The sequence below is a fragment of the Kribbella sp. NBC_01505 genome (assembly GCF_045040285.1).
GTDB lineage: Bacteria > Actinomycetota > Actinomycetes > Propionibacteriales > Kribbellaceae > Kribbella.
The window spans coordinates 6,866,760-6,887,017 of record NZ_CP109425.1 but is presented as its reverse complement, the minus strand read 5'-3'; the positions used below and the strand labels follow the sequence as shown (position 1 = coordinate 6,887,017).

Here is a 20,258-nt window from a genome sequence, read left to right as displayed (position 1 = left end):
AGCGCTCCCCCGCAACGTCCGAAGAACCCGCACACCCAGCCTCCGGATCGTCGGACGTCAGGAGTTTGTTGCGGCGGGATCGGGACTTTCGGTTGTTGTGGAGTGGGGAGACCGTTAATCGGTTCGGGAGTGCGGTTTCGGGGGTTGCGATTCCGTTGATCGCGATTTCGGAGCTGGATGCGAGCACGTTCGAGGTCGGGTTGCTGACCGCGGCTGCGTGGGCGCCTTGGCTGGTGATCGGGTTGCCGGTGGGTGCGTGGATCGATCGGCGACATCGCCGGCCACTCATGCTCGGTTCGTCGCTGGTATCGCTGCTGCTGCTCAGCGCCGTACCGGTTGCTGCGTTTGCGGGGCTCCTGACCATCCAGCTCCTGCTCGCGGTCGCACTGCTGACCGGCGCGGCGAGTGTCGTCTTCCAGACCGCCTACACGGCCTACCTCCCCGCACTGCTCGACCCCGCAGACCATGCGGAGGGCAACGCCAAGCTCCACGGCAGCGCCTCGGCCGCTCAGATCGCCGGACTCGGCTGCGGCGGTCTGATCGCGCAGTTCGCCGGTGCGACCAACGCCCTGTTCGTCGACGCGGCAACGTTCGCACTCGCCGTCTGCTGCTTGGCCGCGATCCGATTCCGAGAATCCCGTACGGCGACCGCCCGCCGAGCCGGCGCGATTCGTGAGGGCGTCCGGCTGGTGGCCCAGGACGTCTGGCTGCGGACACTCACGATCTTCGGCGCCACCTCGAACCTGGCCCTGATGGGCTACCAGGCCATCATCGTGGTCTTCCTGGTTCGTACCGTCGGCCTGACCCCGGGCACAGTCGGGATCCTCGTCGCGGCCGGAGCCAGCGGCGGTGTCGCCGGCGCGTTCGTCGGCCGCCGCCTCGCCGCGCGCTTCGGCAACGCCCGAGCACTGCTGCTCTGCGAGCTAGGTCTGCCGACCCTCGCCCTGCTCATCCCGCTCGCGCACCTCAACCCAGCGCTCTACGTGATCGGCGCGTTCGGCGTCGGCGCGGGCGTCGTAGGCGGCAACGTGGTGAAGTCGACGTTCCTGCAGACCTACTGCCCGCCCGACCTGCTCGGCCGGCTGACCGCGACCACCTCGTTCGTGAACTACGGAACGATCCCGCTCGGCGCACTCCTCGGCGGCGCGCTCGCGTCGCTGCTCGGCACCGAGGCCGCGCTCTGGATCACCACGGCCGGGGTCCCGCTGGCCGCATCGGTGCTCTACTTCTCACCGATCCGGCACCGGCGGGACCTACCGACCGATCAGGGTGTGTCGTTGGCTCCGCGCCGTAGCGAGCAGGTGCTCGGTGCGGTGCATCGGTGCGCTGGAGCGAAGGGTTAGATGCGGAGCATCTTGCCTTTTGCACCAGTGCGGCGAGGTGCCGTGCCGAGTGCCGCGCAGTAGGCGGGGAGCCGACGACACACCCTTAAATGTCGCGGAACGTCTCGATCTGCGCGCCGAGGGAGTTGAGCCGCTCAGCGAGCTCCTCGTAGCCGCGGTTGATCACGTAGACGCTGCGCATCACCGAGGTGCCCTTGGCTGCCATCATCGCGATCAGCGTGACGACGGCCGGTCGCAGCGCCGGCGGGCACATGATCTCGGCGCCGGAGAAGTGCGTCGGACCTTCGACCATCACGCGGTGCGGGTCGAGCAGCTTGACCCGGCCGCCGAGCTTGTTCAGGTCGGTCAGGTAGATCGCGCGGTTCTCGTAGACCCAGTCGTGGATCAGCGTCTGACCGGTCGCCGTCGCCGCGATCACCGCGAAGAACGGCAGGTTGTCGATGTTCAGGCCCGGGAACGGCATCGGGTGGATCTTGTCGATCGGCGCGTGCAGCTGCGACGGCCGGGTGGTCAGGTCGACCAGCCGGGTCCGGCCGTTCTCGGCCAGGTACTCGTCGGTGCGGCTGTAGTCCAGGCCCATCTCCTCGAGCAGGGCGAGCTCGATCTCGAGGAACTCGATCGGCGCCCGACGGATCGTGACCTCTGAGCCGGTCACGATCGCCGCGGTCAGCAGGCTCATCGCCTCGATCGGGTCCTCCGACGGCGCGTAGTCGACGTCCACGTCGATGTTGGCCCTGCCGTGCACGGTCAGCGTGGTGGAGCCGACGCCGTCGACCTGGACGCCGAGCAGTTCGAGGTAGAAGCAGAGGTCCTGGACCATGTAGTTCGAGCTGGCGTTCCGGATCACGGTCACCCCGTCGATCCGGGCCGCGGCCATCAGCGCGTTCTCGGTGACGGTGTCGCCGCGCTCGGTCAGCACGATCGGCTTGCCCGGCGTGACCGCCCGGTTCACGATCGCGTGGTACTCACCGGCGGTCGCCTTGACCTCGAGGCCGAACGGCCGCAGCGCGGTCATGTGCGGTTCGACGGTGCGCGTGCCGAGGTCGCAACCACCGGCGTACGGGAGCTGGAAGGTGTCCTCGCGGTGCAGCAGCGGGCCGAGGAACATGATGATGGAGCGGGTACGGCGGGCCGCGGCGGCATCCATCGCGCCGAGGTCGAGGTGCGCCGGCGGCACGATCTCCAGGTCACCGGCGTCGTTCAGCCAGGTGGTCTTCACGCCGATCGAGTTCAGCACCTCGAGCAGCCGGTTGACCTCCTCGATCCGGGCCACCTTGCGCAGCGTGGTGCGTCCCTTGTTGAGCAGACTCGCGCACAGAAGTGCGACTCCGGCGTTCTTGGACGACTTCACATCGATGGAACCGGACAATCTCAGTCCACCGACGACACGGAGGTGGACCGGACCGCCACCGAGAGAGACAATCTCGGAGTCGAGTGCCTCACCGATCCGGGCGAGCATCTCGAGGGTGAGGTTCTGATGACCCTTTTCGATCCTGTTCACCGCGCTCTGGCTGGTGTTCAGTACTTCCGCGAGCTGCGTCTGTGTCCAGCCGCGGTGCTTGCGGGCGTCCCGGATGAGATTGCCGATCCGGCTCAGGTATCCATCAGTCATGCGCCGGACCTTATCTCACATGTGAGATACCTCTGCACCGACCCGCCGCTGTCAGGGTAGCCAATGTCACTTAGAGGGTGCCTGGGGGGTCCACGCCGTAGCGAGCATGTGCTCGGTGCGGTAGCTCGGCGTGCTGGGGCGGAGGCCTCGATGCTCTTCCATCGTGGTCTTCGCACCAGTGCGGCGAGGTGCCGTGCCGAGTGCAGCGCAGTAGGCGTGGAGCCCCCAGACACCCTCTCAGCCACGGCCCGCCGCCCCCTCGCCCGTGCTGCTCTCCGCGCCGCCTACACTTACCCAACTCCCGCCGCCATTCGGAGAGGACCATTACATGTATGAGGACACCTCCGCGGTGGTGAACGAGTTCGAGGCGGAGGCCTGGCCGCTGGAGGCAGCGGCCGACAGTCTGCATCAGGTCATCGACGGTTTCCAGGACGGCGACACCCGGCCGCTGGTGATCGGCGACGGCGACCAGCCGGTGCTGGTCGTGCTCGCGATCGCCGACCTGGCCGACTTCCGGTCCCGGGTCGCCGAGCTGCTCGGCAACCCGGTCGACGCCGGCTGGCTGCGCTACTACCTGCGCTCGAACTTCGACATGAGCTCGGAGCGGTTGATCGAGCTGCTCGGCGTCGACACCGACCACGGCCTGTCCTCCCTGGCCAGCCAGGTGAACGTCGAGCAGGCCGCGATCCTCATGCCCGACCACCTGCGCCGTACCGAGGCCGGCGGGAATCCGCTGATGCTGATCGGTGACGGGATGATGGCGACCGCGGCGCTGCTCGCGTTCCCGGCGTTCCAGGTGCTGCTCGCCATGGACGGCGGCGGCACCACGGTCGAGGACGACTCCTGCGCGCACGACGACGAGGACGGCAAGCCGACCACCCCGCTCGAGGTGCTGGCCGAGCGGCTCGGGCCGATCTCCACCCAGCTCGTCGCGCGGATCAACGCCGGTCGCGAGCCCGGCCTACCGCGGTACGAGCTGCACTTCGAGGACGACCTGATCGACCATCTGCGCGACCTCGAGGGGAAGGCGCAGAAGTCGCCCGGCGGCGACGCGTACGACGAGCTGAGCGGTCTACTGCACCAGTTCGACGAGATGCGCAGCCAGGGCGACATCGATGACGATGACGACGAGCCGGACGAGGCGCCGTACCTGGAAGCGACCGATCTGCAGGCCGCGCTACCGGAGCTGCGCCACAACTTCCGCAGCGGCGTCGAAGACCCCTACCTGATCGGGTACGACGGCCGCCCGCTGGCCGGCCTGATCACCTTCGACCTGTACGAGGAGCTGCAGCAGGTCTCGGTCCAGCTCGACGGCACCGACGAGGCGCCGGTGCTCCCGCTCCCCCAGCCGCGCTGGGAGAACGGGCCGGAGGTGCTGATCTTCGAGGCCGCGCTCGCGGTCTGCGAGGCGGTCGTCCAGGACATCTCGAACGGCGAGGGCTCGATGATCTTCATCGGCGACGAGGACGGCGATGTCGAGCTCGTCCTCGCCCCACTGGTCTGGCTCTGGGCCTACGTCGATCACCTCGACCTCGAGGGTGCCGAGGTCTAACTAGCCGGCGAAGCCGTGCACCGGCTCCCACTCGGTGAGGAGTGCGAGCTGGTAGACCTCGGCCGGGGTGTAGGGGTCCTTCGCGAGGATGTCGCGGAGCTCCGCCTCGTCGGCGACGTTGTACACCAGGAGTGCGCCGGTCTGGTCGGTGAAGGGACCGGCGGCGACGAGCTTGCCGGCTTCCTTGAGCTCGTTCAGGTAGTCCCGATGGGCCGGACGGACCGCCAGCCGCTCATCGGTCTCGGCGAGGTCGAACTGCAACTGCACCACGAAAAAGGCCATACCCCGAACCCTACAACGAGGGCGGACACGGCCTTGTCCACAAGAAGATTTGGTGCGGGAGAGGGAGTCACGAGCCGCCACAGCGGCTGGTTCAGGTCAGACCCGAAAGTCGACAGTGCACTCCCTTCCCGCCCGGCTATTCTCACCAGCCGGAGACCCACTACGCAAGGGCTTGGTGAAGAGAAACTGCACCAGAAAGTTGAGCCAGGTAACGCTTGGTGACCGTTCTCCCGGCCGCGTCGATGAGAGCGCGCACACGGTCGTACAGACCGTCACGCGCCCCCACTGTCAAGACGCGGCACCCGGAAGACGAGGACAGAAATTCGTCCGCTGAGTAGACCACTTCCCACCCGCGACATGATGCGTCGAGACGTCTTCCGCAACTCCGGTCGCCCCATCCGGCGACCCCAGCGAAGGCTAGGCGGGCCGAGGAGTGAGGCCGGCGACGACGAGGTCGGCCACCGTCTCGGCGTGGCGGCGGATCTCGTCCTCGCTCGGTTGCGCGGAACCACCGAGAAGCACGGTCTCGACCGGGCTCGCGTACGGAGCGCCGCCACCCTGGACGACCAGGTAATGGAGAGTCGCGTACGGCATCTCGCGAATCCGGCCGGCCGCGACCAGCCGCCCCATCCGCTCCTCGACCAGCGGGCGCAACGGATTGACGAAGTGGTCGACGACATAGCGGATCCGGGGGCTGTCGATGGCGCCCTCGTGGCTCATGATCCTGAGCACCTCCGGATGTGCGGCCGCGAACGTCACCTGAGCGACGACCGCCCGCCGGAGCGCCTCGAGGTCATCCAGCGCGGGGTCGTCTGACAACTGTCGCCAGGACCGCTCGCTGACGGCCAGCGCGTGCTCCATCGCCGCGAACCACAGCCCCTCCTTGGAGCCGAAGCGCGCGGTCAGGAGGGCGTGGCTCACCCCGAGCCGCCGACTCAGCTCGCGGACGGACGTCCCGTCGTACCCCTTCTCCGCGAACGCCTCCAGGGCACCCTGCAGCAGCGGGCCGACCTCGAGCCCCTCACCTGACCGGGGCCGGCCACGGCCGCGTGTCTGCACCATCACAATTCTCCTACTTGCCGATTCGTGGGCGGTCGGCGCATGCTGATTCCGGCAGGTTAATAGACGGTTGGATATTAAAACACACCCTTGGAGCAGTGCCATGACACGCGACCAGATCAGCCCAGCCAGGATGGGCAGCACCCCGCAGGACTACACGCGGTTCGGGATCGAGCCCGGTGCGATCAAGCCGCACGAGGACGGCCTGCGGACCGACGGCGGTCCGGGCAGCTACGAATGGTGGTACTTCGACGCCCACCTGGACGACGGCGCGAAGCTGGTCGTGGTCTTCTTCACCAAGGAGTTCACCGCGATCGGTAAGCCGCTCGCACCGATGATCCGGATCGACCTGACCCTGCCCGACGGCACCACGGTGGAGAAGCTGGCCGAGTTCGACACGAGTACTTTCTCCGCCTCGACGGACACCTGTGACGTCCGGATCGGCGAGAACGTCTTCGCCGGGGACCTGCACACCTACACGATCCGCGCCAAGGCCGAGGACGTGGAGGTCGACGTCACCCTGACCGGTACGGTGCCGGCCTGGCGCCCCGAGTCCGGGCACTGGTTGTTCGGCGAGAACGGCGAGCAGATCTTCGCCTGGCTGCCCTCGGTGCCCGAGGGCCGGGTCGAGGCGACGTACAGTCTGGCCGGCCGGAGCAGCACGACGACGGGCGTGGGCTACCACGACCACAACTGGGGCAACACCGTCATGCTCAAGCTCATGCACCACTGGTACTGGGCTCGCGGCTCGGCCGGCCCGTACTCCGTGATCGCGTCGTACATCACCGCCGAGAAGCAGTACGGCTACTCGACCCTCCCGGTCTTCATGCTCGCCCGGGACGGGAAGCTGATCGCCGACGACAAAAGCAAGGTGACCTTCGAGGAGCTCGGCAGCTACACCGACACCGAGACCGGCAAACCGGTCGCGAACGTCACCCGCTACACCTACACCGATGGCGACGAGCGGTACGTCGTCACCTACACCCGCCACTCGGACCTGTCGACGGTGAAGTTCGCCGACAACCTGACGCCTCCGAAGCGGTTCGCCGCCAAACTCGCCGGCTTCGACGGCGCCTACCTGCGCTTCGTCGGCGAGGTCCGGATCGAGCACTACGAGGGCGGCAACCTCGTCGAGAGCCACGTCGACGACGCCCTCTGGGAGCTCATGTACTTCGGCAAGGCGCGCCCCTGACTGTCGTCGGGGACGCGCCTGCGACGAGCGTCAGTCCAGGGCGGCGCGGCCGGCTTCGAGGCGGGCGATGGGGACCCGGAAGGGCGAGCAGGAGACGTAGTCGAGGCCGGCTTCGTGGAAGAAGTGGACGCTGTCGGGGTCGCCGCCGTGTTCGCCGCAGATGCCGAGTTTGAGGTCGGGCTTGGTGGCCCGGCCACGGTCGACGCCGGTCCGGACCAGCGCGCCGACGCCTTCGACGTCGATCGACTCGAACGGCGAGACCGCGAAGATGCCCTTCTCCAGGTAGCGCGAGAAGAACGAGCCCTCGACGTCGTCGCGGCTGAAGCCCCAGGTGGTCTGGGTCAGGTCGTTGGTCCCGAAGGAGAAGAAGTCGGCCGCCTCGGCGATCTGGTCCGCGATCACCGCGGCCCGGGGCAGCTCGATCATCGTGCCGATCGGGATGTTCCACTCGACGCCGACCTCGGCCAGCACCTTGCTCACCTCGTCCCGCGCCAGGTGCAGCTCCTGTACGGCGCCGACCAGCGGGATCATGATCTCCGGCTGCGGGTCCTTGCCCTGGCCGCGCAGCTCGACCGCGGCACTCGCGATCGCCCGCACCTGCATCGCGAACAGGCCGGGAATCACCAGACCGAGCCGTACACCGCGGAGTCCGAGCATCGGGTTCTGTTCGTGCAACCGCTGCACCGCGGCGAGCAGGGTCGCGTCCCGGCCGGGATCCTGACCACGCTCGTTCGCCAGGGCGACCTTGACCGCGAGGTCCTCCATCGACGGGAGGAACTCGTGCAACGGCGGGTCGATCAACCGGATCGTCACCGGCAGACCATCCATCGCGCCCAGCAGCTCGAGGAAGTCACCGCGCTGCAGCGGCTCGAGCTCGGCCAGCGCGGCCTCGCGCTCGGCGTCGTCGTTGGCCAGGATCAGCCGCTCGACCGCCTCCCGCCGCTCCCCCAGGAACATGTGCTCGGTCCGGCACAGCCCGATCCCCTCGGCACCGAACCGCCGGGCCCGGGCCGCGTCATCGGCCGTGTCCGCATTCGTCCGTACGCCGAGCCGCCGTACCTGATCGGCGTGCGTGATCAGGCGGTGCACCGAGGCGACCAGATCGTCGCCGGCATCCGCGGCCAGCGAGCCCTCGAAGTACTGGACGACCGGCGAGGCGACGACCGGGACCTCACCGGCGAAGACCTCGCCGGTGGTGCCGTCGATCGAGATCGTGGCGTCACTGTCGAGGACCTTGCCGTTGATCTTGATGGTGCCCTCGGCAACATTCACCTCGAGCTCCTCGGCACCACAGACACAGGTCTTGCCCATGCCGCGGGCAACGACGGCCGCGTGCGAGGTCTTGCCGCCGCGGCTGGTCAGGATGCCCTGCGCCGCGATCATGCCGTGCAGGTCGTCCGGGTTCGTCTCGCGGCGGACCAGGATCACCTTCTCACCCTTGTCGGCCGCCGCAACCGCCGCGGCCGAGGTGAAGACGACCTTGCCCGAGGCCGCACCCGGCGACGCACCGATCGCCTTAGTGAGCAGCTCGGTGTCCGCGTCCGCGTCGAACCGCGGGAACATCAGCTGCGCGAGCTGCGCACCCTTCACCCGCCTCAACGCCTCGTCGGTGTCGATCACACCCTCGTCGACCAGGCCGGTGGCGATCCGGAACGCGGCCGCCGCCGTCCGCTTGCCGACGCGCGTCTGCAGCATCCACAGCTTGCCGCGCTCGACCGTGAACTCGATGTCGCACAGGTCGCGGTAGTGCCCTTCGAGCTTGGCCATGATCGCCATCAGTTCGTCGTACGACGACTTGTCGATCTGCTCGAGATCCGCGAGCGGGACGGTGTTGCGGATGCCCGCCACCACGTCCTCACCCTGCGCGTTCTGCAGGTAGTCGCCGTACACGCCGGGCTGGCCGGTGGAAGGGTCGCGGGTGAAGCAGACACCGGTCCCCGAATCCATGCCGAGGTTGCCGAAGACCATCGAGCAGATGTTGACCGCCGTACCGAGGTCGGTGGCGATGCGCTCCTGGCGGCGGTAGAGGATCGCGCGCTCGGAGTTCCATGAGCCGAAGACCGCCTCGATCGCGAGGTCCATCTGGGTCCGCGGGTCCTGCGGGAACTCGCGGCCGGTGTGGTCCTGCACGGCCTGCTTGAAGGTCTGGACGATCGCCTTCAGGTCATCGGCGTCGAGGTCCAGGTCGTTCGTGGTCCCCTTGGCCTGCTTGGCCGACTCGATCGCGTCCTCGAAGACGTCGCCCTCCATGCCGAGCACGGTCTTGCCGAACATCTGGATCAGCCGGCGGTACGCGTCCCACGCGAATCGGGGATTGCCCGACTGGTGCGCGAGACCGTTGACCGAGTCGTCGTTCAGGCCGACGTTCAGGACCGTCTCCATCATGCCCGGCATCGAGACCGCGGCGCCGGAGCGGACCGAGACCAGCAACGGGTCGTCGGCCTGACCGAGCTTCTTGCCCATCTTCTGCTGCAGTACGTCGACATGGTGGTCGATCTCGTCCGCCATGTCGGCAGGAACCGAGCCGGTGCTCAGGTACGCGCGGCAGGCGTCGGTGCTGATCGTGAACCCGGGCGGCACCGGCAGACCGAGGTTCGTCATCTCGGCGAGGTTCGCACCCTTGCCGCCGAGTAACTCCTTCATGGTCTTGTTGCCTTCGGCGAAGTCGTAGACGAGTTTCGGCACGTTCACTCCCTGGGGTGCGGGTGATGCTGCTGAGACGCGGTGCGGTAGTCCGCTGGCCCCTCGACTTCACTGGCGTGGGCGTTCTTTCAGAGTAAGCCAGAAAACCAGTCCAGTTGAACACTGGTCTCACAATGAGCACGTGACGCTCCCCACAGACCGAAGGCCGGAAAACCCTTACCTGGTTGACAACGGGAGACAAACAGCCTCTCCATCGATGAATCGCAACCGGCGCGTGTCAACGAGGTTCCGCCCGGGTACCGGAGAGGTTTCATCTACAGTCGCCTGGTGCGCATCGTCTCGCTCCTGCCCTCGGCGACCGAGATCTGCTTCGCCCTGGGCGCCGGTGACGAAGTGGTCGGCGTCACGTTCGAATGCGACTACCCGGCCGAAGCCCGTACCCGCCGCATCGTCTCCACCTCGGCGCTTCCTGCCGGTCTGACCCCTGGTGAGATCGACGCGGTGGTCCGCGCCCGGGTCGCCGCCGGCGAGGACCTCTACAAGCTCGACGCCGGCGCCCTCCGCGACCTCGATCCCGACCTCGTCATCACGCAGGACCTGTGCGCGGTCTGCGCACTGGACGTTGATGACGTGGACGCAGCCCTCACGTACCTCGGTTGCACCGCCGAGGTGGTCACCACCAACCCCCACACGCTCGCCGAGGTCCTCACCTCCATCGAGCAGATAGCCAAGGCTCTCGACCGCGACCCAACACCCCTCCTAGAAGACCTGCGCCACCGCCTCCACCAGCTGTCCCAGCAGACCCGCACCGGCCGGCGAGTGGCCCTGCTGGAGTGGACAGACCCGCCGTACGCGCCCGGTCACTGGCTCCCCGAGCAGGTGGAACTAGCCGGCGGCGTGAACATCCTCGGTACGGCGGGAGCCCGATCGCAGCCTGTCGAATGGGCGGACCTGTCCGGTGCCGAGGTAGTAGTGGTCGCACCCTGCGGCTTCGGAGTAGACCAAGCGGCCGAACTAGCCGACGGCCTCCTCCAGGCCGAAGTCCTCCCGCCGACCGCCGAGGTCTGGGCCGTCGACTCCAACAGCCACTTCGCCCGCCCCGGCCCCCGCCTCGTCGACGGCATAGAACTCCTCACCACCATCCTCACCACCCAAACCCCCAGCCCCACCCAAGCCCGCCGCCTCCGCTGAACCCGAACCGCCCCCACTCACCAAACCCAAAGCCGACGCCGACCCCACGCTCAGAGCAAGCCGCGGAAGCTGCCCGCAGCCGGGTTGGTGAGTGGGGGCGGTCCGCCGCGCCACCACAAGGTGGTCGGGTGGTTCGGGGTGCGGCGGGGGTGGGTTAGAGGTTGCGGCGGGTTTTTAGGTAGTCGCCTACTACGGCGGCGCCTAGGCCGTCGGTGTCGGGGGCCAGGACTCGGCCGCCGCTGCGGCGGGCCAGGAGGTCTACGAAGGCGTTCAGGCGGGGGTCGTCGCCCAGGCGGAAGACGGTGAGGGTGGCGCCTAGTTTGGCTAGGCGGTCCACCTCGAAGATCGTCTTGCGGAGGGTGGCCGGCTCGGGTGGGTAGGAGAACTCGGCCGTGCCGTCGGGCTCCAGGTGGGCGGTCGGTTCGCCGTCCGTGACCATCAGGACGACCGGTTGGGCGTCGGGGTGCCGACGGAGGTGTCGACCGGCCAGCAACAGCGCGTGGTGAGCGTTGGTCCCTTGCTCCCACGTACCTTCCATGCCGATCAGCTGCGGTAGCTCGACCACCCCGGCATACCGTCCGAACGTGATCAGTTGCAGCGCGTCGTTCCGGTAGCGCGTCGAGATCAGCTGATGCAGTGCGAGCGCCGTCCGCTTCATCGGCAGCCAGCGGTTCTCCTGCACCATCGACCACGACGTGTCGACCAGCAACGCAACGGCGGCCCGGGCACGATGCTCGGTCTCGGCGATCTCCACATCGGCCACGTCCAGCCGCACTGATCCACGTCGACCAGCACCGGCAGTCCGCAGTACGGCGTTCCGCACCGTCCGTGACACGTCCCACGACTGGGTGTCGCCGAACTGCCACGGCCGCGTCGACCCGCTCAACTCACCAGCGGCCCCGGCACTCGCGGCATCCCGCTCACCCGAACCACGCGCAGACCGCAGTACGTCGGCCAACGCCGTCTGTCCCAACTGCCGCAGCGCCTTCGGCGACAACTGCAGCGAGCCATCCGGCGCGCGCTCCAGCAAACCCTGGTTCCGAAGCTGCCGCTCGAGCTCGCTCAACCGCCGAGCATCGACCGTCGCCTCATCACCCAACTGCCGGGTCAACGCATCCAGGTCAATGTCCTCCAGCCGCGCCCCCGGATACGACTGCGACAGCTGCTCGGCCAACGCATCCAGCTCCGCCAGATCCGACATCGCCCGCGCACCCTCGGCCAGACCGAGCGGATCATCACCGCTCATCCGCTCCGACCCGCTCCAGTCCTCACCCGGTCGCAGGGACTGCAACTGTGCATCCAGCTGCGCGAGCTGCTGCGACAGCTGCGGACTCCCGAACGCCTGCTGCGACAACTCCGCCAGCTCAGCACGCTGCTCCGGCGTCATCGAGTTCATCATCCGTTGCGCCGCGGCCGCCCGAGCCGCCAGTACGTCGATCAGCTCCTCGACCGTGCGCGGATTCTCCGGGAAGAACTCCCCGTGCTTGGCCATGAACTGCGAGAACAAATCCGGTACGTCGGACCGCCCCTGCGCGTGCGCGGCCAGCAGCGCGTTCAGATCGCCGAGCATCTCGTTGATCCGCTCGACATCCTCGGGCGTCGTCTGCTGCAACGCGTCCTTCATGCCCTCGAACCGTGACCCGAGCAACTCCCGCCCGAGCAGTTCGCGAATCTCCTCGAACTTCGCGCGCCCCTCAGCCGACTGCCAGTCGTACGAAGACAGCTCCCGTACGGCGGCCGCCGTACCCGAAGGCAGTGCGTCGAGCTGCGCCTCCCGGAACCGCGCATCGTCGGAAGGGTTCGGGAACAGCTCGCGCCGCTCCGCCTCCAACGCTTCATCCAGCAACCGCTGCACATCGCGCAGCGTGCCGTCGAGGTTGTGCCGGCGCTGGATCTCCCGCCGGCGCTCCCACATCCGCCGGGTCAGATCGTCGAGGCCCTGCGTCCGCTCGGTCCCGCGCCGGAGCAACTCCTCCAGCGCGGACCGCGGCGAGGACCCGTTCATCACGTCACGGCCGATCTCGTCGAGCGCGTCACGCAGATCCACCGGCGCCGCCAGTGGATCCGGCCCGTCGTGCCACGGCCCGTAGGACCAGCCTTCCGGGATCGATGCAGTCATCAGACCCCGTACACCGTCGTGTCGTCGTCGGCGTCCTTGGCGACTCGCTTGGACAGGTACAACGCCTCCAGCGCGAGCTCGACCGCGGCCGCGATCCGCCCTGGGGACTCGTCCGCCTCGACACCGGCCCGGGCCGCGACATCGTGCAGCACCGGAAGCTCCGGCAGAGCAGCTAGCACGTCCTTGCCGGGCACCCGCTCACCGGTGACGACAAGGTTGCCCTCAGCAATGGCATTGGCGAGCGGCGTCAGGTCGAGACCGGCGAACCGCTCCCGCGCGGTGTCGGCGACCGAGCGGCGCATCAGGTACTCGAGCAGCTCGATCTCACGCCCCTCCTCGCCCGGCTCGAACTCCAGCTTGCCCCGCAGTACGGCGGGGACCGCGTCGAGGTCGACCGGACGAGCCACCGCGGGCTCCTCACCGGTGATCGCACTCCGGCGTAGCGCGGCCGCGGCGATCGTCTCCGCCGCGGCGACCGCGAACCGGGCCGAGACACCCGACCGCTGATCGATCGCCGGCGACTCCCGCAGATGCCGGACGAAGCGCGCGAGCACCTCCAGCAACGGCTCGCCGACCTCGGCCGTGAGGTGGGCCTCCTGCCGGATCACGTCGACCTCGGCGTCGATGTCGAGCGGGTAGTGCGTCCGCACCTCGGCACCGAACCGGTCCTTCAGCGGCGTGATGATCCGGCCGCGGTTGGTGTAGTCCTCCGGGTTGGCCGTTGCCACCAGCAACACGTCCAGCGGCAGCCGCAGCGTGTAGCCGCGAACCTGGATGTCGCGCTCCTCCATCACGTTCAGCAACGCGACCTGGATGCGCTCGGCAAGGTCCGGCAGCTCGTTGATCGCCACGATCCCGCGATGGGCCCGCGGGACCAGCCCGAAGTGAATGGTCTCCGGGTCGCCGAGACTGCGGCCCTCGGCAACCTTCACCGGGTCCACGTCGCCGATCAGGTCACCGACCGACGTATCCGGGGTCGCCAGTTTCTCGGCGTACCGGAGGCTGCGGTGCAGCCACGCCACCGGCAGCTCGTCACCGAGCTCGGCCGCGCGGCGGATCGAGGCGGGCGTGATCGGCTCGAGCGGGTGCTCGGGCAGCTCGGCACCCTCGATCACCGGGGTCCACTCGTCCAGCAGTCCGACCATGGTGCGCAAGAGCCGGGTCTTGCCCTGGCCGCGCTCACCCAGCAGTACGACGTCGTGCCCCGCGAGCAGGGCACGCTCCAGTTGCGGAATCACCGTCCGGGTGAATCCGACGATGCCGGGCCAGGGATCACGTCCCGCCCGGAGTTCTGTCAGCAGATTGTCACGAAGCTCGGCCTTGACTGACCGAGGCAGATAGCCGGCGGCCCGAAGGTCACCAGCCGTACGGGGAAGTTCAGCAGGTGCACTGGTCACGAGACGACGTTAGCTCGCATCCCCCAAAAGTCGAGGCGTAATTCGACCCGAGGTCAGTACATGGGACGGGGCGAACGTCATCGGGACCCACGGATGCTTCGGGGAATCGCGCAGAACGAAGTGGTTGCCGTCGGCAGGTTCGGTGGGGAGCAGTTCGAACTCGGTGACCGGGTTTTCCGCGAAGGCCAGCCGGTCCCCGGTCGCCTGGTACTGCGCCCAGAGCCGACCATCACGCCGTACGACGTCCAGCCGGACCGAGGTGCGTTCGTACCGACCGACGTGGCGGTCGTCGGTGAGGTGGTCGATGGGTTGCGGTGCCGCCGGGTGGACAGCGCCGGTGAGGTGAGTGAAGACCTCTGTGGCGAGTGGTTCGAACAGTGCGTTGCCGTTGCCGGAGTTGGTCAGCAGACAGACCGCCACCTGAGCCTCGGGATCGATGCGGAGGTAGGCGAGCTGCGAGATGGTCGCACCGTCGTGGCCGAACAACTGGTGACCGCCCCAGTCGTACAGACGCCAGGTCAGGCCGACGTCGAACCCGCCGGACCCACCGGTGTCGATTCCGTGCGGCTCGCGCATCCCGAGGTAGCGGTCGGTCAGATGGGTGCGGGCGAAGGTGAGCAGGTCGGCGGCGGTCGAGGCGATCGTGCCGGCGGGGCCGATGCTGCGTGGGAGCTGCCAGGTCTTGACCGGTACGCCGTCGACGTCGCGGTGGCCGACGGCGGCACGGTGCAGGATCGCTTCTTCGGGCAGGGTGACGGTCTTGGTCAGACCGAGCGGGTCGATCAGGCGGGCGCGGAGCGAGTCGTCCCAGCTGCGGCCGTCGAGGACCTCGATGACGCGGCCGAGCAGGACGAAACCCGCGTTGCAGTAGGAGTACGCCGTACCGGGTTCGAAGAGGAGCTGGACCTCGGCAAGCAGGGCGACGTACCGCTCGACGCAGTCGTCCCCGCGGCCGGTGTCGGTGAAGACGTCACCGTCGATCCCGCTGGTGTGGGTCAGGAGGTGCCGGACGGTGATCCGCGGATCGATCAGTGCCTCTGGCAACAACTTGACCACGCTGTCGTCGAGACCGAGCCGGCCCTCCGCGGCCAGCTGCACGATCATCGTCGCGGTCCACGCCTTGCTGATCGACCCGAGATGGAACACCGAGTCGGCGGTGGTCTCGACACCGGTCGCGACATTCAGGACGCCGTACGGCGTGATCGTCATCTCGCCGGCGGCCCAGATACCGAGCACCGCGCCCGGCACCGCGGCCGCCTCCGCCAACTCACTCAACCGCACAGACCAGTCAGGCATGCACCCCAACCTACTTCGAGTACTGGTCGAGCAGTGCGCGCGCGTCCTGCCAAGCGGTCTGCTCATCGAGCTCCTGCTCGAGAAGCACCTTTGTGGCAACGGTTTCCCGGTCTTGGTAGAAGGCGAGCAGGAGGTGCTCGGTGCCGACATAGTTGTGACCGAGTGTCAGAGCCTCCGCGACGGCCCCGTGCAGAACCTTGGTCGCGCGCCGCGTATACGGCTGCTCGCCCTCCGTCGCCGACGTGGGCTCGGCCGCCGGGCTCAGTACGTCGACTGCCTCGCGCACCGTCTGCTCGGTGATCCCGCGGGCGGTGAGCACCTTGGTGGCGATCGAATCCGGCTCGGCGAAGAACGCCAGCAGCAGGTGCTCGGTACCCACGAAGTTGTGGTTCCGCTCGCGAGCCACCTGCGTCGCGGCCTGTACGACGTTCTTCGCGCGCTGCGTATACCGGTCGAACTGTGGCGACGTACTCCACGAGTCCGCGAACCGTTTGTGCGCGGCCTGCTTGCTCACGCCGAGCACCGCGCTGATCTCGACCCACGACTTGCCCGCGCCGCGCGCCCGGTCCACGAAGAACCCGAGCGCCGCATCGCCGGTGCTGGTCAGCTCGCTGATGGTCGACGCCGCGGTACCGAGCTGCTGCAGCTCGTCGTCACTGCCTGCGTCGGCCTTGATGGTGTTGATGAGTTGCTGAAGATCAGGTCCAGGAGTCATGCGTCAACCGTAGGTTGACAACCTCATCGCGTCAACCCCAGGTTGACGATCAGCAGCTGTGCCGCACGTAGTCCGTCAACGACCAGCCGGTCCGCCCGTCCGGCAACCGCACATGCACCCACGTCTCCCCGTCCCGCGCCGCGATCGGCACCAACCGATCCCCGCGGTACACCGTCGCCACCACGGTCTTGCTCCGTGGCGCGTCCCGCACCGTCGCGTCCTGGGCACAAACCGTCAGCTCGTCAGTAGGCGCCGACCGCCCGTGCACCACCATCGCCGCAATCCCAACCCCCAACACCGCAACCCCAGCAGCCGCCACCCCCACAACCAGCCGCCGGCTCCACCCGAACCTCCCAGCGGAGACCTCAGCGTGAGCCGGCCCAACGGCGCCCTCCCCCGCCGCACGGAGGGCGGTGGCGAAGGCGGCGGCGGTTGGGTAGCGGTCGGCGGGGTTCTTCGCCATCGCCTGGTGAATCACCTCGTCGTACGGCGTGGAGGTGGTTGGCGGCGGGAGCATCGCTACGGCATAAGCAAGCTCAGGAAGCGTGCGACGTTCGTACGGGCGGCGGCCGGTAAGCAGTGCGTAGAGCGTCCCACCAAGCGCATAAACGTCAGTCGCCGGCGAGACCGGATCGCCGCGCCATTGCTCAGGCGCCATGTACGCAACGGTTCCAGCCATCGACCCGAGCGACGGACCCGACGGCGTACCGCTGTGCAACCAGGCATCACCACTCAGGTCCAGACCGGTCGTCGACTCGAGGCTCGCCAGCTGACGCGCCACCCCGAAATCGGCGACCATCGGGCGACCGTCATCCAGGATGATGTTGGCCGGCTTGAGATCCCGATGAATCACCCCCGAGCGATGTACGGCGTCCACCGCATCAGCCACGTCGGCCAGCAGCTCGACCGCACGCTCCGGAGTCAACGGGCCCTCAGAGTCCAGCAATTGCTGGAGATCCGGCCCGCTCAGCCGATCCATCACCAGCCAGGCCTGGTCGCGTTCCCCGCCGACCTCGTGCACGCGGACAACCCCCGGATGCACAACGGCTTCGGCCAGCCGGGCCTCACGGCGCAGCCGGTCACGGTACTGCGGGTCGACCAGCTCCGGATGCACGACTTTGACCGCGACAGACCCCCCATCGGCCAGCCGGACCCCCGCGTACACCACCCCTGTCGCACCCGCACCCAGCGGCTCCGCCAGGCGGTAGCCAGGTACTTCGACGATCACGGCACGCACACTAACCCGCACTGTCTGCTTCCGGAAGGGATTCTGCCGCCAGGTCCACCACGGTCTCCAGCTGTGTCAGCTCAGCAAGCACTTTCCGCCGGAATCGGTGCAGGTTGCCCGGGTCGGGAGCACGCAACGGCGACAACACCGCCCGTACGGCGCGGCCGAGCGGATCGTCGGCCGCATCCTCGGCGATCGGCAGCAGCTCGCGCGCCTCGGCCAGCGACTGGCTGAGCAGTTTGAGCCGGATCGGCTCCTCCAGCAGCAGCGCGGCGACCCGGAGCATCCGCCGGCCCGCCTTCAGCGCGAACTCGGGGCTGATCGGCTGCGCCGGCGAATCCCGTTGCGACCGGACCACCTCGATCCAGGGCTCGATCGTCGTACCGCGCCAGATCGGACCCGACGACAGCTCGCCGTCGGGATCCGGGATGCCGTGACTGCGGCGCCGCCGCCAGGCCGTCACCAGCTGGCGGTTCAGGCCGAGCGCGTCCGCGATCTCGGCGATCCCGTAGAAAGCCTTGCGTTCCGCCCGGGCAACCATCGGCTCACTGTATCCACTGATGACAGGCATTGCCATCTTGGGCGACACGATTTACCGTCATCTCAGACTACAACTCCATGGAGGTTCTGATGACAAGGAAGTCCGCCCCCTTCCTGGTGACCGCAGCGGCGGTGACCGGCGCCGTACTGCTCGCCGGCACCCAGGCCGCGGCCGCCGTCGAGGTCCCGGAGCACGCGGTGATCACGTGCACGGACGCCACGATGTACGAGAACTACGACTTCTCGATCCCGGGTCCGGTGCACAAGCTGCGCACCCTGGAGAACGGCAACAAGGTCGGCCACACCCGCGGCAAGCACCCGGTCTACAACGGCTGGGCCTCGATCCAGGACTTCGGCCCGAACGACTGGGGCTTCGTCCGCTACGAATGCCTCGGCGGATGGGGCAGCTGGTGAACGCGCGCCGAGTTGCCCGCGGTACCGCCTTCGCTGCTGCGCTACTCGTGGCCGGCGCGGGACTGACCGCCGTACCGGCCAATGCCGCGGGTGGCACCGTCGGCGTCCGCGAAACCGTCTGCGCCCAGGACCTCGAGCTGCGCGTGAAACCCCAAGGCGCCCGGATGGGGACGCTGCACAAACCGCAGACCTTCCTGGTCAAGGAGATCCACGGCGAGTGGGTCTTCGGCTTCGCCTACGGCGACATCAACCACGACGGCTGGGTCCAGGACGGCTGGTTCTGTTGATGAGACGACTCGTCGCAGCCCTTGTCGTCGCCACGCTGTGTGCCCTGGCCACTCCGGCCTACGCCGTCAACCAGTACGTCACCAACGGCAATGTCACCAAGCCGGCCGCCTGCAACAACAACGGCATCATGCCCGCGGGCGGTTGGCTGGCGAACAAGTCGTGCGGATACGTCATGGGGACGGCGGTCGCGGGCACCCGGTTCGACGTCCACACGACCACCCCGAACAACTTCCACTTCGGCCGCTGGCGTGCCGGTGACGGCTCGAACTTCTGCGCCTTCCTGGTCCCCGGCGCTCTGGACACCTCGAGCTCGACCACGGTCGCCGCGAGCTGCAGCGACGACACCAGCGATCGGCTGTCGCACCGCCGTACCTTCGGCCGCGACTTCGACGCCGCCCCACACACCGGCAACGGCGCGATCATCGTCCGCATCAACCCCGCCGCCTGCACCGGCTACTACAACTACTTCGTCGACAGCAACTACGCCTCCGGCCGTCTCCACGACCCGGTCGGCTTCGCCCTTCCCACCACGGGCGGCTACCGCTACTCCACCAACGACCGCGGCGCCTCGATGATCCGCGTCGACGCCCTGGGCGAAACCATCTGGCTCTTCGTGGCCCGCAGCTGCATCGCCGCCCAACTCCCCGCCAACCTCAACAACGACAACGACTGACCCCCGAACGACAGGACGTATACGTCTCCCATCCGGCCACCGGAGCCTCCGCCCCGAGCCCCCGCGGCCGAATCAGACCTATACGTCCTGTCGCTAGGCATGAAGAGGCGTCGGTAAGGACACGTACTAGGGGGAGGTTGGGCGGCGCCGGGAGGCGTGGGGCCGGGCGATGAGGGCCTACTACGTGTCCTTCGCTACCGTTTCTGCGTGCAGCCTCTTCCGGATGTGATCGCGCGTGGGTTGAGGGTGCTGTTCTGCGGGATCAATCCGGGGCTGATGTCGGCCGAGACCGGGCATCACTTCGCGCGGCCGGGGAACCGGTTCTGGCCGGCGTTGCATCAGGGTGGATTCACGCCGCGGCAGCTTCTACCGGCAGAGCAAGCCGAGCTGCTCGGGTACCGGCTGGGGATCACCAATGTGGTGGAACGGCCGTCCGCGCGGGCCGAGGAACTGACCCGCGCGGAGCTGATGGCCGGTGGCGAGCGACTCGTCGACCGGGTGCTGGAGTACCAGCCGGAGTGGCTCGCGGTCGTCGGAGTTACGGCGTACCGGGATGCCTTCGGCGAACGGAAGGCCCAGATGGGTCGGCAGGAGCGGCTGATCGGGTCCACCCGGGTGTGGATCCTGCCCAACCCGAGCGGACTCAATGCGCACTACACCCTTCCGAAGCTCGCGGCCGCCTTCGCCGAGCTCGAGCACGTCAGCTGAGAGTCG

Annotated in this window: 18 protein-coding genes; 8 read left to right on the top strand and 10 right to left on the bottom strand. The window is 68.1% G+C overall.

The annotated features are described in order from the left end of the window. Positions 1–65 precede the first annotated feature (65 nt). Positions 66–1,343 (top strand): MFS transporter, encoded by a 1,278-nt coding sequence (locus OG474_RS32560; RefSeq protein WP_405064637.1) that lies wholly within the window; start codon positions 66–68, stop codon positions 1,341–1,343. An 85-nt stretch (positions 1,344–1,428) separates the two neighbouring features. Here the strand turns inward: OG474_RS32560 and OG474_RS32555 are convergent, their stop codons facing one another. Further along, the gene (locus OG474_RS32555; protein ID WP_405057436.1) at positions 1,429–2,955 is read right to left on the bottom strand and encodes a helix-turn-helix domain-containing protein; all 1,527 of its coding nucleotides are present in this window, start codon (positions 2,953–2,955) and stop codon (positions 1,429–1,431) included. Positions 2,956–3,283: 328 nt separating this feature from the next. Between OG474_RS32555 and OG474_RS32550 the strand changes: the two genes are divergently transcribed. Further along, positions 3,284–4,507 (top strand): hypothetical protein, encoded by a 1,224-nt coding sequence (locus OG474_RS32550; protein ID WP_405057435.1) that lies wholly within the window; start codon positions 3,284–3,286, stop codon positions 4,505–4,507. On the opposite strand, the gene OG474_RS32545 is transcribed toward OG474_RS32550, so the two are convergent. Both OG474_RS32545 and OG474_RS32540 read right to left on the bottom strand, forming a co-directional pair. Continuing rightward, positions 4,508–4,789, bottom strand: a complete 282-nt coding sequence (locus tag OG474_RS32545; protein WP_405057434.1) for a YciI family protein — start codon at positions 4,787–4,789, stop codon at positions 4,508–4,510. Positions 4,790–5,206: 417 nt separating this feature from the next. After that, on the bottom strand, positions 5,207–5,851 hold the full coding sequence (locus OG474_RS32540; protein WP_405057433.1) for a TetR/AcrR family transcriptional regulator: 645 nt from the start codon (positions 5,849–5,851) through the stop codon (positions 5,207–5,209). Between the two features lie 100 nt (positions 5,852–5,951). On the opposite strand from OG474_RS32540, the gene OG474_RS32535 reads away from it, so the two are divergent. Continuing rightward, positions 5,952–7,040, top strand: coding sequence for a lipocalin-like domain-containing protein (locus tag OG474_RS32535; RefSeq protein ID WP_405057432.1), 1,089 nt, complete (start codon positions 5,952–5,954; stop codon positions 7,038–7,040). A gap of 30 nt (positions 7,041–7,070) precedes the next feature. Here OG474_RS32535 and ppdK read toward each other — a convergent pair whose 3' ends face one another. After that, positions 7,071–9,725: a pyruvate, phosphate dikinase gene (ppdK, locus tag OG474_RS32530; RefSeq protein WP_405057431.1), complete on the bottom strand. Its 2,655-nt coding sequence runs from the start codon at positions 9,723–9,725 to the stop codon at positions 7,071–7,073. Positions 9,726–10,010: 285 nt separating this feature from the next. Here ppdK and OG474_RS32525 point away from each other — a divergent pair, with 285 nt between their 5' ends. Beyond that, positions 10,011–10,874 (top strand): cobalamin-binding protein, encoded by an 864-nt coding sequence (locus tag OG474_RS32525; RefSeq protein WP_405057430.1) that lies wholly within the window; start codon positions 10,011–10,013, stop codon positions 10,872–10,874. 154 nt (positions 10,875–11,028) lie between these two features. On the opposite strand, the gene OG474_RS32520 is transcribed toward OG474_RS32525, so the two are convergent. Genes OG474_RS32520 through OG474_RS32495 form a run of 6 tightly spaced genes read right to left on the bottom strand, consistent with a single transcriptional unit; the run spans position 11,029 to position 18,170 of the window. Then, positions 11,029–12,993, bottom strand: coding sequence for a hypothetical protein (locus OG474_RS32520; protein ID WP_405057429.1), 1,965 nt, complete (start codon positions 12,991–12,993; stop codon positions 11,029–11,031). Continuing rightward, entirely contained in the window at positions 12,993–14,390 is a 1,398-nt protein-coding gene (locus tag OG474_RS32515) for an ATP-binding protein (RefSeq protein WP_405057428.1), read from the bottom strand. Before OG474_RS32515 ends, OG474_RS32520 begins: the two co-directional genes overlap by 1 nt. Positions 14,391–14,399: 9 nt before the next feature. Next, entirely contained in the window at positions 14,400–15,686 is a 1,287-nt protein-coding gene (locus tag OG474_RS32510; RefSeq protein ID WP_405057427.1) for a serine hydrolase domain-containing protein, read from the bottom strand. Between the two features lie 10 nt (positions 15,687–15,696). Continuing rightward, a complete protein-coding gene (locus OG474_RS32505; RefSeq protein WP_405057426.1) occupies positions 15,697–16,401 on the bottom strand; it encodes a Clp protease N-terminal domain-containing protein in 705 nt (234 codons plus the stop codon). A gap of 49 nt (positions 16,402–16,450) precedes the next feature. After that, positions 16,451–17,629: a serine/threonine protein kinase gene (locus tag OG474_RS32500; protein ID WP_405057425.1), complete on the bottom strand. Its 1,179-nt coding sequence runs from the start codon at positions 17,627–17,629 to the stop codon at positions 16,451–16,453. Positions 17,630–17,639: 10 nt separating this feature from the next. Beyond that, a complete protein-coding gene (locus tag OG474_RS32495; protein WP_405057424.1) occupies positions 17,640–18,170 on the bottom strand; it encodes a hypothetical protein in 531 nt (176 codons plus the stop codon). Positions 18,171–18,259: 89 nt separating this feature from the next. On the opposite strand from OG474_RS32495, the gene OG474_RS32490 reads away from it, so the two are divergent. From OG474_RS32490 to mug, 4 genes are all read left to right on the top strand, one after another. Continuing rightward, positions 18,260–18,583 carry a hypothetical protein gene (locus OG474_RS32490; protein WP_405057423.1) on the top strand — a complete coding sequence of 108 codons (324 nt, stop codon included), beginning with the start codon at positions 18,260–18,262 and terminating at the stop codon, positions 18,581–18,583. Continuing rightward, positions 18,580–18,870, top strand: coding sequence for a hypothetical protein (locus OG474_RS32485; RefSeq protein ID WP_405057422.1), 291 nt, complete (start codon positions 18,580–18,582; stop codon positions 18,868–18,870). The genes OG474_RS32490 and OG474_RS32485 overlap by 4 nt, the downstream gene beginning before the upstream one ends. Further along, positions 18,870–19,544, top strand: a complete 675-nt coding sequence (locus tag OG474_RS32480; protein ID WP_405057421.1) for a hypothetical protein — start codon at positions 18,870–18,872, stop codon at positions 19,542–19,544. Before OG474_RS32485 ends, OG474_RS32480 begins: the two co-directional genes overlap by 1 nt. A 207-nt stretch (positions 19,545–19,751) precedes the next feature. Further along, complete coding sequence (gene mug, locus OG474_RS32475) at positions 19,752–20,252, top strand: G/U mismatch-specific DNA glycosylase (RefSeq protein ID WP_405057420.1); 501 nt, start codon at positions 19,752–19,754, stop codon at positions 20,250–20,252. The last annotated feature ends 6 nt before the right edge of the window (positions 20,253–20,258 follow it).

Bases quoted from the DNA above. Each gene is read 5' to 3' on its own strand.
- OG474_RS32480 (WP_405057421.1), top strand. From the start codon at position 18,870: ATGAGACGACTCGTCGCAGCCCTTGTCGTCGCCACGCTGTGTGCCCTG.
- OG474_RS32495 (WP_405057424.1), bottom strand. From the start codon at position 18,170: ATGGTTGCCCGGGCGGAACGCAAGGCTTTCTACGGGATCGCCGAGATC.
- OG474_RS32550 (WP_405057435.1), top strand. From the start codon at position 3,284: ATGTATGAGGACACCTCCGCGGTGGTGAACGAGTTCGAGGCGGAGGCC.
- OG474_RS32535 (WP_405057432.1), top strand. From the start codon at position 5,952: ATGACACGCGACCAGATCAGCCCAGCCAGGATGGGCAGCACCCCGCAG.
- OG474_RS32545 (WP_405057434.1), bottom strand. From the start codon at position 4,789: ATGGCCTTTTTCGTGGTGCAGTTGCAGTTCGACCTCGCCGAGACCGAT.
- OG474_RS32510 (WP_405057427.1), bottom strand. From the start codon at position 15,686: ATGCCTGACTGGTCTGTGCGGTTGAGTGAGTTGGCGGAGGCGGCCGCG.
- OG474_RS32555 (WP_405057436.1), bottom strand. From the start codon at position 2,955: ATGACTGATGGATACCTGAGCCGGATCGGCAATCTCATCCGGGACGCC.
- OG474_RS32505 (WP_405057426.1), bottom strand. From the start codon at position 16,401: ATGACTCCTGGACCTGATCTTCAGCAACTCATCAACACCATCAAGGCC.
- OG474_RS32540 (WP_405057433.1), bottom strand. From the start codon at position 5,851: ATGGTGCAGACACGCGGCCGTGGCCGGCCCCGGTCAGGTGAGGGGCTC.
- OG474_RS32520 (WP_405057429.1), bottom strand. From the start codon at position 12,993: ATGACTGCATCGATCCCGGAAGGCTGGTCCTACGGGCCGTGGCACGAC.
- OG474_RS32490 (WP_405057423.1), top strand. From the start codon at position 18,260: ATGACAAGGAAGTCCGCCCCCTTCCTGGTGACCGCAGCGGCGGTGACC.